We start from the raw sequence: 13,392 nt of genomic DNA, 5'->3' as shown, positions 1-13,392 counted from the left end.
GAGGCCAAACGTCCCGGCCGGTTCAGCGACCGCCAAGGCCTTGGAGGATGGCTGCGCCCCACTGCGCGCTGTTGGCCAGGACCACGAAACCGACTGCCGGAACGCTCAACGCCCAGGCTGCCTGCCGCCGTCGCGCTTGTTCAACCATCATCCGCAGGGCAGTGAAGCTGTCCTGAAGGGCGGGCAGATCGCTTGCGGCAGGAGGCTTCCGGCACCAGGTCCCCGGCTGGACGGCCGCCGACGCGATCCGGGCCACCTGCTCCGGGCCCAGGACGGCCTGGCTCTGGCGCAGCCAGGCAAGGAGCCGTGCGTCCCTCACCACGGCCACGCGCTCGGGCCGCGCTTTGATGGTCAGGCTCTTCGGTTGGACGATGACCACGACGCCGGTCACCTCGACAGGGAAGCCAGCCGCGGTGCCCAGAAGTCTTGCTGCCCGGGAAGCTTCGTACGCAGCGCTACGAATGTGGTGTGTCCTCTTTCCCGCAACCAGGAGTGCCCGCCCCGCCACCCAGACGGGCTGGCCGGAGTGGTTCTTGGTGTTCAAGGTGAAAACTCCCGCAGGCCCCACCAGCACGTGGTCAATATCCGAGGCACCGGCGCCCACCGGCACGGCATGCAGGACCAGCCACTCGGGACCCAGCCCCTCAAGGATCCTTCCCACGGCAATTTCGCCGAGAGCCCCCTTGTACCAGGGCATGCTCTCCGGACCGAGCGGGCTGGCACCAAGCAACCGCTTAAGCCAGCTGCGGCCCGGAACGCGGCTTTGCACCGCCATCAACGTCTCGAGCACTGCCTGCCCGGGAACCCGTTCCTGCAGCAGCTGTGGTGTGGCATCAGGGCTCATGGTCGTCTCCCAAACTTTCGGATGCTGGACAGCGTAGATCGCGAAGAGTTCGGAAAATAGCGGCCGAAGGCCCTGCTTCGGAATGCTTCAGGAATATTTGCCCAACGTTGAGCCCTTCTTGCGGGAACACGAAATCTGGTGCTTCGTCCAGCGCTTCGCACCCCCGTGGCGCATCCTTCTACGGCAGCCCGTCCACCCCGTCGAGCCCGCGCCGGGCGACGACGTACCCCCAGAGCAACAGCGCATGGGGACGTGTCCCCTTCCAGCTCATGGGGGTAGAAGCGCCGTCCCGCTCCACAGCAGTGGCTGACCAGCGGCGGCGTACCAGCCCGGGCCGGCGGAGGCGGAGTGTGGTGAGGGAGGCGTACGGGATCCAACGGCCTGCGTGCTGCTTAGCGAGCCTGACGGCACGCGCCGACGTCACGGTGGCGCGCTGAAAGCGGGGGTTCCCGCCCGGGTCCAACGGACCGTGCGGGATGGTTCCGGCGGGCAGGATGAGGATGCCGTTCATGTTGACCCACACCTGGACCTGCCGGCCATCGCTGGCGGCGTCCCCGCACACCAGCCGGCACAGGTCGTCGTCCTCTTCAGGTTCCACCTGCTGCGCCGGACGGGACGTAGTGGCTGGGGCGTCCAGGTGGACTCCTCCTCCGGCCGGGACATCCTTTTGGTCCGCGACATAGGGGTCATGTGCCCGCAAGTTGGCAGCTGCGACAGCCTGCATCACGGCTGCGCGCAATCCATCGGCGCACAACCGGGGCGCGTCAACGGCGAACACCTCCCGATCGAGCTGCACAACGGAGCGGATGCCGGCCTGCCCGCCCAGGAGTTCTGCCAGATCGTCATGGTCGCGGCGAACAAACAGGCCGACTTCATCACCCAGTCCCACCTGCCAGCCGTGGCCGGCAATCTCGGGCTCGGCGTCGGGATCGACATCGATCCAGTCCGCCAGCTCCGCCGCACGAACCGGTCCCAGATCCTCCCCTGCGCCGTAAGGCAAAAGAAGTCCCAAACGCCGGACAACATCAGCGGTGTGAACAGTACAGTCATGTTTGTTCGGTCGGTGCTGCACCAGCAGGCTCCCCCAGGATTAGTGCGGGCCAGGACCGGGGCCGCCCAAAAGTGCGGGCATCGGTACTCTTCCTGGATCCCGCAGCGACATGTCATCGAATTAGCCGGTCTCGAAGTGAGTCTGATCGTAAGTCATTTCGCCTGGGGTGAAGCAGGATCCGCACCAAAAGTTTTGGTCCTGTACCTGGCTTGGCTCTATTTCCCCGCCGCCTGCCCAGGTGTGGCCCTGGCTGGTGCAGATGAGGGTTCACGGGGCTGGACTGGAGTTCTCCTCCACGAAGCGGACGACGGCGGGACGCGGCTGCTGCTGCGGACACGCACCGGTCCGGGGCGGCCGGCAGGACTGCGCTTCATGGACTTCCTGCTTCAGCCGGGTTATTTGGTCATGGATCGCGCGATGCTGTTGGGCATCAAGCAGCGCGCTGAGGAGTAGCCGAAGAAGGATCGGGCCTCTGCGGAAAGCCCGCTCAGCTATTTCCGGCCTGTGCTCCGGGCGATCGGGATAGAGCGAATGCCCATCCACCGGCGGTTCCTATGGCCAGCAGCACGGTGACGAAGCCGATGGCCGGTGCGCTCGGCCATGCCAGGGCGCCGCCATACCGCAGCAGGGCAAGCGCCTGCAGAATGACGAAGGCAACCGAGGTCAGGGCCACGGGGCGGACAGAGCGGGGGTCGGCGCTGGACTGGCCCTGCGCGGCCGACCATCCCAGGCCGACCAGCCACGCTCCGACCGCCCTCGCCGTGAGCTCGGACAGTGTCCACGGCCACCACGCCGCGGCATAAGCGGGTACTGCCAGAAGCGCCACACCATAGAGCAGCAGTACCCCGGCGATTCCCGCCATGAGCAGCCGGAGCGCAGGGGGCAGTACTGGCCGTCCTGGCTTGACGGACCTTGCAGCAGGACGCCGGGAGCGGATCTGCATCCAGCTGACCACGAGCATCGCCACCGGCACGATGGCATAGATCGCCAGCCACGCCCAGGTGGCCACCCGGGCAAGGGGGCCATTTTCTGGCGAGAGGTGGAAGCGATCCAGATGAAGCAGGGTGACCCCAAGAGTCAGCGTGGTGAAGACGAACACGGGCCAGACGGCCAGCCTCGCCGATTCCCAACTCGATGAGCGGGCGCCGGTCACTTCCAGGCCGGCGGCCGACCAGTATGCCGCCCCGAGGAAGACGGCGGTCATGGGCGGATTGACGGTCCACGCGAACCATTCCGCCGTCCGCAGCGGAAACACGAACAGCACGAGCCCGGCAAGAAACACGAGGAATGCAGCGACGTAGAGCAGCCACCGCATCGGCGGAATCAACGGTGTGCCCTCAGTTGAAGTGGACATCTCCGGGCAGCTCCTCGGGTACGGCAGCATCACCTGGGGCAGGAGGCGAAGCAGGCAGGGGGTGCTCGGCCAGGTAGGTGTGGAGCATCGAAACCACGGTGGCCCCGTCCCCAACAGCGGTAGCCACCCTTTTGATGGAACCGGCCCGTACGTCGCCGATCGCGAAGATGCCGGGCATGCTGGTTTCCAGGGCCAGCGGATGCCTCCCGGGCCTGAGGGACCCGGCGTCGTTCACATCCCGGTTGGCGCCAGTGCGGAGGAAACCGGCCGGGTCACGCTCTACGGTGTCGGGCAGCCAGGAGGTCCGCGGCACCGAACCGATCAGCACGAATAGACCGCCGGCTTCGATCTCCTCGCCCGGCGTTGCGTCGGCGGCGCCGGGTGAGGCGACCTTGACCGAGGCAAGGAAGCCGTCCCGGTCGCGGGCGCCCACGATTACGGTGCCATAGCGGATCGCAACGTTCCTGGTGGCCTCCAGTTGGGAGATGAGGTATTCCGACATGCTCACCGACAGGGTGGGGCCACGCACCAGCAGCGTCACCTTCTTCGCGAACTTGGCCAGGTGCAGGACCGCCTGTCCGGCCGAGTTCCCGCCACCCACAACGCAGACGTTCTTACCGGCCATCGACGGCGCCTCGGAGACTGTGGCCCCGTAGAAGACGCCCCTGCCCACCAGATCCTCTATCTGGGGTATCCCGAGGCGCCGGTAGTCCACTCCGGTGGCCACCACCACTGTGCGGCACCGCACCTGGCTGCCATCGGAAATCGACACAGCGTAGAGTGCTCCGTCCGCGCCGAGGCCTTCCACCTTCCGCAAGAACAGGAAGTCCGTGCCCAAAGTCCAGGCCTGGTGGAACGAGCGGTAGGCCAGATGGGCGCCACTGACACCCCGGGAGAAGCCAGGGTAGTTGCGGATCAAGGAGCTGGTGCCGGCCTGGCCCCCCACAGCCTCTCCCTCAACCACCATGGTGGCGAGGCCCTCCGAGGAGGCATAGACGGCGGTTGCAAGACCGGAGGGACCGGCTCCAACCACCACCACATCGAAAACCTTGTCCGGTGGTGGCGGTCGCGTCACCCCCATCGCCTCGGCAATCTCCAGGTCAGTTGGGTTCTGGAGGACAATTGGTGAAGCAGTGAACTCCAGCACCAGGACTGGCAGCATGGGGTCGCGCAGGCCAAGGCTCTCCAGCGTCCGTTCCGCCGTCTCGGACCCCACAGGATGGAAGCCCACCGGAATGTGGTTTCGGCTCAGGGAGTCGCGCAGCGAATGGGTCCTCCCGTCGCCAACCTCCCCGATCAGCCTGACAGCCTCGAACCCGACCCCCTGGGCCAGGTGCCAGTCGTCAAGGGCGTCAGTGATCGCCCCATGGAATTCTTCGTCGCGCGAGCGTTCTGGTCGGATGATCAGCAGCTCCGCGTGCCCCTGCCCGATCGCACGGAAAACGGTGGGGGCGCTGGCGAAGTCACCCCATGTCACCACAACTGCCCGCTTTGCGGCCGGGTGAAAGCCATAGGCGCGACGCAGGAAATCGAGCCCACCGCGGTCAGCCGGGCCATAACACCCGAGTATGAGCGCTACCGGGCGGTTCCAGCGCCGGAGCCCCTCAAGCACCGCCCGCCCGTGGGCGTGTCCCTCGCAGGCCACCACCTCATAGTCGGCACCGTAGCGCCGGCGCAACTCATCTCCGAGAATGCGCCGGGAGTCCGAGTCAGAGGTGGCAATCAGCATGATCGGAACCGAGTGATCCATGGCCGCCGTCTTTCCGGTTCAATGGTTCGGTGGCGCTCACGATACTCGCGCTGGGACAGTGCAGACAAGGGCGTGGAGATTCTGCCAGACTTGCTCCCGACGGGGGCAGCCGGGATGACCTGAGCAGGACCGGAGTGATGGACATGGAGTACCCCTTGGAGGACCGCCCTATCGCGGGGATCAACCTTGCCGCCACACCCAGCGGAACAGGGTGCCTGGAGTGCCTTGGCGGTGACGGCCCGGGATGGTGGCTGCATCTGCGCCGCTGCGCCCAGTGCGGCCACATCGGATGCTGCGATTCATCGCCCTCCCAGCATGCCAGCGACCACGCGCGCAAAGCCGGTCACCCCGTCGTGAGGTCCTTTGAACCCGGGGAGGACTGGTTCTACGAGCACCCCACGAAGAAGTTCTTCCGTGGACCGCGACTTCCGGATCCCCAGTCCAGGCCACCGGAACAGCCCTCACCTGCACCGGCGGACAAGGTACCTGCAGACTGGCGGGAACACATCCACCGGTAGCACCGCATCCAGAAACAACCTTGCCGCCGCCTGCTAGTGACCCGGGGGCATGCGCTGGCTAAAATCAAGGTTCAGCGCTCCATCGGCAGTAACCACCGCGTACGTCAGTCCGATAGAGACCCAGGCGAGCAGAGAGGCCAGCCATGGACGTCAACCATTCCGCTGAACACCAGCTCGACCCCTTTCCCCATTACGAACGAATGCGGAAAACTGCCCCTGTCTATTTCGACGAACAATCCGGCAGTTGGCACGTCTTCCGGTACGACGACGTTCAGCGGGCTTTGTCTGAATACGCCACCTTCTCGTCGCACATGGGAGGTGACGATGCATCGGGGCCCGGCCAGCTGTTTTCCTCGAGCCTGATCGCCACCGATCCTCCAAGGCACCGGCAGCTGCGCTCCCTGGTCACCCAGGCGTTCACTCCCAAAGCCGTGGATGCGCTGGCTCCCCGCATCGCCGGGCTCACGGACGAGCTGCTGGAGGGGTTCGCGGTCCGCGGCAGCGCAGACCTGATTAAGGAACTGGCGTACCCGTTGCCCGTCATAGTGATCTCCGAACTCATGGGGATCCCCCCGCAGGACCGTGAGCGGTTCAAACGGTGGTCCGATGTGATTGTCAGCCAAACGCGGACCGGTGCGGCCAATGAGGATCACACCGCAGCAAACGTGGAGATGACGGAGTACTTCCTGGCCCTGATCGACCAACGCAGGAGCCGCCCGGGCCAGGACCTGATCAGTACCCTGCTTGCAGCGGAGATTGACGGCCAAAAACTGACGGTGCCCGAACTGCTCGGTTTTTGCGCCCTGCTGCTCGTCGCAGGAAACGAGACCACCACAAATCTCATCGGTAACGCCGTTTTATGCCTGGCTGAGAACCCCGGAACCATTGACCGCCTGCTCAGGGAACCAGCCCTGATTCCCCAGACCATCGAGGAAGTGCTGCGCTTTCGGTCGCCGGTGCAGTCCATGTACCGGTTGACCGTCGCGGACCACCCTGGGGGACGAAGTGATTCCAGCCGGCGCACCGATCGTGGCGTGGATCGGCTCCGCCAACCGCGACGAGCGGCAGTTCCAGCGGCCTGCCGAGTTCGATGTTGATCGCGGCCACAACCGGCATCTGGCGTTCGGCCACGGCATTCACTTCTGCCTCGGCGCGCCGCTGGCCCGGCTCGAAGCCAGGATTGCCCTGGAGGCCCTGCTGTCCCGTTTGCCCGGGCTTTCCCTGGAACAGGGAGCGCCCCTGGAACGAATGGACAGCACCATCGTCTATGGGGTGAAGGCACTCCCGGTGCGTTGGCAGCCGGCCTGACCGGCAAGAGTTGGTGTGCCCATGGGATCGAGGGAGAGGCGCCACCGGATTGCCTTTGCGGTGTCCTTGCTGATTCCTCCAGGGTTACTGGCCGGGTGCACGTACGAGTACATCGAACCCGGGCATCCGCCAACACGTGGCACTGAGCCACTGAACAAGCCAACGTCCGAACCGGCCGGGGAGGCTGCGTCCGCGCCGGTTTATGTCGACCCGTTGGTCCTGGAGCGGGAGGTCAAGAACTACGGCGAGCTGGACCGGCTGCTCAAGGCGGTGCCGGGGCCCGCCATCCTTTTTGAGGAGGGACCATTGGATGGCCCGGTCAGGGGCTTTGGAGCAACGGAGCAGGTGCCGGCGGCCGGGGAGTACATCGTCACCGCTGCCTGTGTTGGTGCTACCGGCGCCGCGGTGTCCGTTGGGCAGGAGCATCCGGGTGCACCCTTCCGGCCGGTTGAGCTCGCGCTGGATTGTGATGGAGCCACTTCGCAGGTCATTGCGCTTGAGCAGGGGTACGTTTTTGCGCATCTGGTCCTTACCGGACCCGGTGATACTCCGTGGACGGGGGCAGTTGGCGGGGTCCGCGTGACCGGAGCAGTCCCCGCAGCAGATGAAGGCGGACGGTGACGTCCCACTGCTCACTCCGGCTGGTCCTCGAGGGACGAGACAATACTGCCGCAGCCCTGGAAGAACATCCGCCGGCCAAGACCGCCGTCAGCCCAGATCCAGATGATGGAGTAGTCACCCGTCATGGCATCCACGACGCCCGTGCCGGAAAGGCCTGCGTCCAGAAAGCTGCCCCTCTCCCCCAGTGTGAACCGGGGATGCCGGATCCTCTTCCGACGCAGCTTCGAGTGGGAGGTAAACATGTTCATGAAGGTCCTTGGGTCGCGGGCGGTTCTGCCAGCTCATTACGACCCTGCCCGCTGCTCCCAGGTCACGCCTACACGTGGTGAAGCCACAGTATCCGCATTGTTGGGCGGCTGCAGCGGGAACGCTTGTTTTTCGAATGTGACCGGCCAACGCCAGCCCCGGACAGCCGGTGATGGGTGGAAGGCGATCCACAAGAACATCGTCATTGCCGCACCCTAAGCCCGCACCGGCGCAACATTATGGGTTATGCCTTCTTAGCCCAGTGAGACCCGACGCCCTTTGCTGAACCAATAGGGCAAGGTTGCCGGTTTCCATGGGCCCCGGTGCACACTGCCATCGTGCGGGTGGATAGGCTGGGTGGATGGCGACAGTTATCCTCGTGCGGCACGGACGCACCACAGCCAATGCCACTGGACTGCTGGCCGGGCGGGCCGCCGGTGTCAGCCTGGACCAGACCGGGCGCGAGCAGGCGGCTTTGACCGGAGAACGGCTCGCGGCGGTGCCGGTCGTCGGGGTGGTATCTAGCCCTCTCGAGCGTTGCCAGCAGACCGCCCAGCTCATCCTCGACCGCCAGGCCGGCACTCCGTACGCGCCGGTGGAACCCGACCTTACCGAATGCGATTACGGCCAGTGGCAGGGCCGCATGCTCAGTGACCTCGCAACCGAAGATCTGTGGTCGGCCGTGCAATCCCAGCCGTCCGCCGTCGTCTTTCCCGGCGGTGAATCCATGGCCGGGATGCAGGCCCGGGCGGTGGCCGCCATTCGCCGCCACGATGCCGCCTTCGAAGCCGAGTACGGGCCAGGAGCCGTCTGGGTGGCGGTGAGCCACGGTGACGTCATCAAATCAATCATCGCCGACGCACTGGGCATGCACCTGGACCTGTTCCAGCGAATTAACGTGGGTCCGGCCTCCGTATCGATCGTGCGCTACAGCGCCACAAGGCCAAGCGTTTACGCGACCAACACCGAGGCCGGGGATCTGTCCTGGCTGTCGAATGGCGTCCACTCCACCGACGCGCCGGTGGGCGGCGGTGCAGGGCACCAGGCGCCTTGAGGCGCCTGTGCCTAAAATGCTCTTATGCCTACACGTGTTCATGAGTTCGACTGGCCTGATCGGGTAGTCGTCGGCACCATTGGCCCTCCGGGGGCACGGACGTTCTACCTGCAGGTGCGGGCAGGGAATCAGACGGTCAGTATCGCCATGGAGAAGCAGCAGTCGGCCCTGCTCGCGGAGAAGATCGACGAAATCCTCGACCAGCTTCTCACCATTGAGGGGAACCCTCACAGCGTTCCCACCAGCACTCCCATTGAATTGGTTGACAATGACCAGCTCGAGACCGTTCAGGAGCAGTTCCGGACCGGCGCCATGAGCTTAGGTTGGGACCCGACAACGGCCCAGGTCGTGATCGAGGCCTACCCCATCTCCGATGTCGACGCTGATAACGGCGACGAACCGCTTGATGAGGACGACGCCGACGTGCCCGAAATGCTGCTGGTGCGGATGCCGGTCGGCACCGCCCGCGCCTTCGCCAAGCGCACGCGGGAGGTTGTGGGCGCCGGGCGTCCGGCGTGCCCGCTGTGTGGTTACCCCGTAGACGCGGACGGTCACGTCTGCACCCTGCCCGAGGCCTGATGCCTGCGCCCGACCTGGTGACGGCCGAGCTGACGCTCACGGGGCGCATCACGACGGCGTCGAACGCCACCTTCCTGGGCAGCATCGGCGACACGGCGGTTGTCTATAAGCCGGTTGCCGGGGAGAAACCGCTGTGGGATTTTCCCGACGGGGTCCTTGCCCACAGGGAGGTTGCCGCTTATCTGGTCTCGGAGGTCCTCGGATGGAACGTGGTGCCCCGCACCTGGCTGCGCGATGGTCCGTTGGGCGAAGGGATGGTGCAGCTGTGGCAGGAGGCAGACCCCGACCAGAACGCGGTGGACCTCGTTGCGTCGGACGACGTACCTGAGATCGGTTGGAAACACGTCCTCGAGGGCCAGGATGAGACCGGTCGGATGGTCGCCCTCATCCACGAGGACTCCCCGGCGCTCAGGCGCATGGCGGTGTTCGACGTCGTCGTCAACAACGCCGACCGCAAAGGCGACCACATCCTTGCCATGACGGACGGACACCGGCACGGCGTGGACCACGGGCTTACCTTCCACCGTGACCACAAGCTGCGCACGGTGCTGTGGGGGTGGCTGGGGGACGCCCTGACCGCCGAGGAGCTTGAGGGTATCGACCGCGTCAGCGAAGGACTGGACGGTGACCTGGGCCGGAACCTGGCTGACCTGCTCAGCGCCGAGGAAATTTCCTCGCTCGCTGCACGCTGCGCCCGGTTGCGCTCGGCCGGCCGGTTTCCCGCTCCACGCGGTCACATGTCGGCGGTGCCCTGGCCGCTGTTCTGAGGCTTGGGATGCCCGCCCGGAACGGCTGCCTGGCGAAAAGCCCAACGGCCCCGCACTGGACGTGCGGGGCCGTTGGCAGCAGCCTTTGGTGATGATGAAAGGCGGACTTAGAAGTCCCAGTCCTCATCCTCGGTGTTGACGGCCTTGCCGATCACGTAGGACGAACCGGACCCGGAGAAGAAGTCGTGGTTCTCGTCAGCGTTCGGGGACAGGGCGGAGAGAATGGCCGGGTTCACGTCAGTGACGGACGCCGGGAACATGGCCTCGTAGCCCAGGTTCATCAGGGCCTTGTTGGCGTTGTAGTGCAGGAACTTCTTGACGTCTTCGGCCAGGCCCACGCCGTCGTAGAGGTCGTGCGTGTACTGGACCTCGTTCTCGTACAGCTCGAACAGCAGCTCGAACGTGTAATCCTTGATTTCCTGGCGCTTCTCCTCGGAAACCCTCTCCAGGCCCTTCTGGAACTTGTAGCCGATGTAGTAGCCGTGCACTGCCTCATCGCGGATGATCAGGCGGATCAGGTCGGCCGTGTTCGTCAGCTTGGCGCGTGAGGACCAGTACATGGGCAGGTAGAAGCCCGAGTAGAACAGGAAGCTCTCCAGCAGCGTGGAGGCCACCTTCCGCTTCAGGGGGTCGTCACCCTGATAGTAGTCCATCACGATCTGCGCCTTCTTCTGAAGGTTCTCGTTCTCGGTGGACCAGCGGAACGCCTCGTCGATCTCCTTGGTGGAGGCCAGCGTGGAGAAGATCGAGGAATAGCTCTTGGCGTGCACCGACTCCATGAACGCGATGTTCGTGTAGACGGCTTCCTCGTGCGGGGTCAGCGCATCCGGGATCAGGGAAACGGCGCCCACGGTGCCCTGGATGGTATCCAGCAGTGTCAGGCCGGTGAACACGCGCATGGTGAGCTGCTGCTCTGCCGGCGTCAGCGTGTTCCACGACTGGACGTCATTGGACAGCGGCACCTTCTCTGGCAGCCAGAAGTTGTTGACCAGTCGGTTCCAGACGTCCACGTCCTTGTCGTCCTGGATGCGGTTCCAGTTGATGGCCTCGACGTGGCTAAGCAGCTTGACCTTCTCGGTCATGTCATCCCCTAAGCGTTGGGTGGGTTTCACTAAGTTAAAGCGTACGACGGCGGGCGGGCGCCCGCCGTCGTACTGTCGCGTTGGTTGAAGCTACAGCATGCAGCTGACGCAGCCCTCAACCTCGGTCCCTTCCAGCGCGAGCTGGCGGAGACGGATGTAGTAGATGGTCTTGATGCCCTTTTTCCAGGCGTAGATCTGGGCCTTGTTGATGTCGCGCGTGGTGGCGGTGTCCTTGAAGAACAGCGTCAGGGACAGGCCCTGGTCCACGTGCTGCGTGGCAGCGGCGTAGGTGTCGATGACCTTCTCGTAGCCGATCTCGTACGCGTCCTGGTAGTACTCCAGGTTGTCGTTGGTGAGGTAAGGCGCCGGGTAGTACACGCGGCCCAGCTTGCCTTCCTTGCGGATCTCGATCTTGGACGCCACCGGGTGGATCGAGGAGGTGGAGTTGTTGATGTAGGAGATCGAGCCGGTGGGCGGAACAGCCTGCAGGTTCTGGTTGTAGATGCCGTGCTCCATGACCGAGGCCTTCAGCGCCAGCCAGTCAGCCTGCGTGGGGATGTGCACGTTCTTGAACAGCTCCGCAACCTTCTCGGTCTGCGGCACCCATTCCTGCTCCGTGTACTTGTCGAAGAACTCGCCGGAGGCGTACTTGGACTTCTCGAACCCGCCGAAGGTCTGGCCGGTTTCCATGGCCAACAGGTTGGACGCACGGACGGCGTGGTACACCACCGAGTAGAAGTAGATGTTGGTGAAATCCAGGCCCTCTTCGGAACCGTAGTGCACCCGCTCGCGGGCCAGGTAGCCGTGGAGGTTCATCTGGCCCAGGCCAATGGCGTGGCTCTGGTCGTTGCCCTTGGCGATGGACGGCACCGAGGTGATGTTGGACATGTCCGAGACTGCCGAGAGGGACCGGATGGCCGTCTCGATGGTCAGGCCGAAGTCCGGGCTGTCCATGGTCTTGGCGATGTTCAGCGAGCCCAGGTTGCAGGAGATGTCCTTGCCGGTCTCGTCGTAGGAGAGGTCATCGTTGTACGTGGTGGGCTGGGAGACCTGGAGGATTTCCGAGCACAGGTTGGACATGATGATCTTGCCGTCGATCGGGTTGGCCCGGTTCACGGTGTCCTCGAACATGATGTACGGGTAGCCGGACTCGAACTGGATCTCGGCGAGCGTCTGGAAGAACTCGCGCGCCTTGATCTTGGTCTTCTTGATCCGGGAGTCGTCCACCATCTCGTAGTACTTCTCGGTGACCGAGACGTCGGAGAACGGCATGCCGTAGACGCGTTCGACGTCGTACGGGGAGAACAGGTACATGTCCTCGTCCCGCTTGGCCAGCTCGAACGTGATGTCCGGGATGACGACGCCGAGGGAGAGGGTCTTGATGCGGATCTTCTCGTCCGCGTTCTCGCGCTTGGTGTCCAGGAACCGGTAGATGTCCGGGTGGTGCGCGTGCAGGTACACAGCTCCCGCACCCTGGCGGGCACCGAGCTGGTTGGCGTAGGAGAAGCTGTCTTCGAGGAGCTTCATCACGGGGATGACGCCGGAGGACTGGTTCTCGATCTGCTTGATGGGCGCGCCCACCTCGCGGATGTTGGTCAGCGCGAAAGCCACGCCGCCGCCGCGCTTGGAGAGCTGCAGGGCGGAGTTGATGGAGCGGCCGATCGACTCCATGTTGTCTTCGATGCGGAGCAGGAAGCAGGAGACCAGCTCGCCGCGCTGCTTCTTGCCGGCGTTCAGGAAGGTGGGAGTGGCCGGCTGGAAGCGGCCCTCGATGATCTCGTCCACCATCTGCAGGGCAAGCTGCTCGTTGCCGCGCGCCAGGTGAAGGGCAACCATGCAGACGCGGTCCTCGTAGCGCTCCAGGAAACGCTTGCCGTCGAACGTCTTCAGCGTGTAGGACGTGTAGAACTTGAATGCGCCCAGGAAGGTCTCGAAGCGGAACTTCTTCTTGTACGCGCGGTTGAACAGCTCACGGATGAAGTTCATCGTGTACTGGTCCAGCGTTTCGCGCTCGTAGTACTGGTTCTTCACCAGGTAGTCGAGCTTCTCTTCCAGGTCGTGGAAGAACACAGTGTTGTTGTTGACGTGCTGCAGGAAGTACTGGTGCGCAGCCTCACGGTCGGCCTCGAACTGGATCTCGCCGTTGGGGCCGTACAGGTTCAGCATCGCGTTGAGCTCGTGGTAGCCCAGGCCCTTGTACGCTGCGGGCATCTCGGGC

Annotated in this window: 15 protein-coding genes; 8 read left to right on the top strand and 7 right to left on the bottom strand. The window is 64.5% G+C overall.

The window, feature by feature from the left end; translation table 11 throughout:
• Positions 1 to 22 precede the first annotated feature (22 nt).
• Complete coding sequence (locus NFU08_RS14015) at positions 23 to 844, bottom strand: nuclease-related domain-containing protein (protein WP_174180246.1); 822 nt, start codon at positions 842 to 844, stop codon at positions 23 to 25.
• Between the two features lie 178 nt (positions 845 to 1,022).
• Complete coding sequence (locus NFU08_RS14010) at positions 1,023 to 1,442, bottom strand: hypothetical protein (protein WP_251424154.1); 420 nt, start codon at positions 1,440 to 1,442, stop codon at positions 1,023 to 1,025.
• Positions 1,443 to 1,481: 39 nt separating this feature from the next.
• On the opposite strand from NFU08_RS14010, the gene NFU08_RS14005 reads away from it, so the two are divergent.
• Positions 1,482 to 2,348, top strand: coding sequence for a hypothetical protein (locus NFU08_RS14005; protein WP_251424152.1), 867 nt, complete (start codon positions 1,482 to 1,484; stop codon positions 2,346 to 2,348).
• Between the two features lie 34 nt (positions 2,349 to 2,382).
• Here the strand turns inward: NFU08_RS14005 and NFU08_RS14000 are convergent, their stop codons facing one another.
• Complete coding sequence (locus tag NFU08_RS14000; RefSeq protein ID WP_251424150.1) at positions 2,383 to 3,249, bottom strand: hypothetical protein; 867 nt, start codon at positions 3,247 to 3,249, stop codon at positions 2,383 to 2,385.
• Positions 3,233 to 4,999 (bottom strand): FAD-dependent oxidoreductase, encoded by a 1,767-nt coding sequence (locus NFU08_RS13995; RefSeq protein ID WP_251424148.1) that lies wholly within the window; start codon positions 4,997 to 4,999, stop codon positions 3,233 to 3,235. Before NFU08_RS13995 ends, NFU08_RS14000 begins: the two co-directional genes overlap by 17 nt.
• 143 nt (positions 5,000 to 5,142) lie before the next feature.
• Between NFU08_RS13995 and NFU08_RS13990 the strand changes: the two genes are divergently transcribed.
• The 4 genes from NFU08_RS13990 to NFU08_RS13975 all read left to right on the top strand — a co-directional run bounded on the left by NFU08_RS13990 (position 5,143) and on the right by NFU08_RS13975 (position 7,446).
• Positions 5,143 to 5,517, top strand: coding sequence for a UBP-type zinc finger domain-containing protein (locus NFU08_RS13990; RefSeq protein ID WP_397425868.1), 375 nt, complete (start codon positions 5,143 to 5,145; stop codon positions 5,515 to 5,517).
• 143 nt (positions 5,518 to 5,660) lie between these two features.
• Positions 5,661 to 6,614: a cytochrome P450 gene (locus NFU08_RS13985; RefSeq protein WP_251424144.1), complete on the top strand. Its 954-nt coding sequence runs from the start codon at positions 5,661 to 5,663 to the stop codon at positions 6,612 to 6,614.
• Positions 6,547 to 6,825 (top strand): cytochrome P450, encoded by a 279-nt coding sequence (locus tag NFU08_RS13980; protein WP_251424142.1) that lies wholly within the window; start codon positions 6,547 to 6,549, stop codon positions 6,823 to 6,825. Before NFU08_RS13985 ends, NFU08_RS13980 begins: the two co-directional genes overlap by 68 nt.
• A 21-nt stretch (positions 6,826 to 6,846) precedes the next feature.
• On the top strand, positions 6,847 to 7,446 hold the full coding sequence (locus NFU08_RS13975; protein WP_251424140.1) for a hypothetical protein: 600 nt from the start codon (positions 6,847 to 6,849) through the stop codon (positions 7,444 to 7,446).
• Between the two features lie 11 nt (positions 7,447 to 7,457).
• On the opposite strand, the gene NFU08_RS13970 is transcribed toward NFU08_RS13975, so the two are convergent.
• A complete protein-coding gene (locus tag NFU08_RS13970; protein WP_251424138.1) occupies positions 7,458 to 7,694 on the bottom strand; it encodes a hypothetical protein in 237 nt (78 codons plus the stop codon).
• A 359-nt stretch (positions 7,695 to 8,053) separates the two neighbouring features.
• Between NFU08_RS13970 and NFU08_RS13965 the strand changes: the two genes are divergently transcribed.
• Genes NFU08_RS13965 through NFU08_RS13955 form a run of 3 tightly spaced genes read left to right on the top strand, consistent with a single transcriptional unit; the run spans position 8,054 to position 10,092 of the window.
• Positions 8,054 to 8,746, top strand: coding sequence for a histidine phosphatase family protein (locus tag NFU08_RS13965; RefSeq protein WP_174180232.1), 693 nt, complete (start codon positions 8,054 to 8,056; stop codon positions 8,744 to 8,746).
• A gap of 24 nt (positions 8,747 to 8,770) precedes the next feature.
• A complete protein-coding gene (locus NFU08_RS13960; protein WP_251424136.1) occupies positions 8,771 to 9,325 on the top strand; it encodes a DUF3090 domain-containing protein in 555 nt (184 codons plus the stop codon).
• Entirely contained in the window at positions 9,325 to 10,092 is a 768-nt protein-coding gene (locus tag NFU08_RS13955; RefSeq protein ID WP_174180228.1) for an SCO1664 family protein, read from the top strand. Before NFU08_RS13960 ends, NFU08_RS13955 begins: the two co-directional genes overlap by 1 nt.
• 107 nt (positions 10,093 to 10,199) lie before the next feature.
• Here the strand turns inward: NFU08_RS13955 and nrdF are convergent, their stop codons facing one another.
• Positions 10,200 to 11,174: a class 1b ribonucleoside-diphosphate reductase subunit beta gene (nrdF, locus tag NFU08_RS13950; protein ID WP_056079660.1), complete on the bottom strand. Its 975-nt coding sequence runs from the start codon at positions 11,172 to 11,174 to the stop codon at positions 10,200 to 10,202.
• 90 nt (positions 11,175 to 11,264) lie between these two features.
• Positions 11,265 to 13,385 (bottom strand): class 1b ribonucleoside-diphosphate reductase subunit alpha, encoded by a 2,121-nt coding sequence (gene nrdE, locus NFU08_RS13945; RefSeq protein WP_174180226.1) that lies wholly within the window; start codon positions 13,383 to 13,385, stop codon positions 11,265 to 11,267.
• Between the last annotated feature and the right edge of the window lie 7 nt (positions 13,386 to 13,392).

It is taken from the genome of Pseudarthrobacter sp. NCCP-2145 (assembly GCF_023708005.1).
GTDB classification, from domain to species: domain Bacteria; phylum Actinomycetota; class Actinomycetes; order Actinomycetales; family Micrococcaceae; genus Arthrobacter; species Arthrobacter oxydans.
Note: the sequence above shows the minus strand (reverse complement) of the source record. Positions and strands in the feature narration are given on the sequence as shown.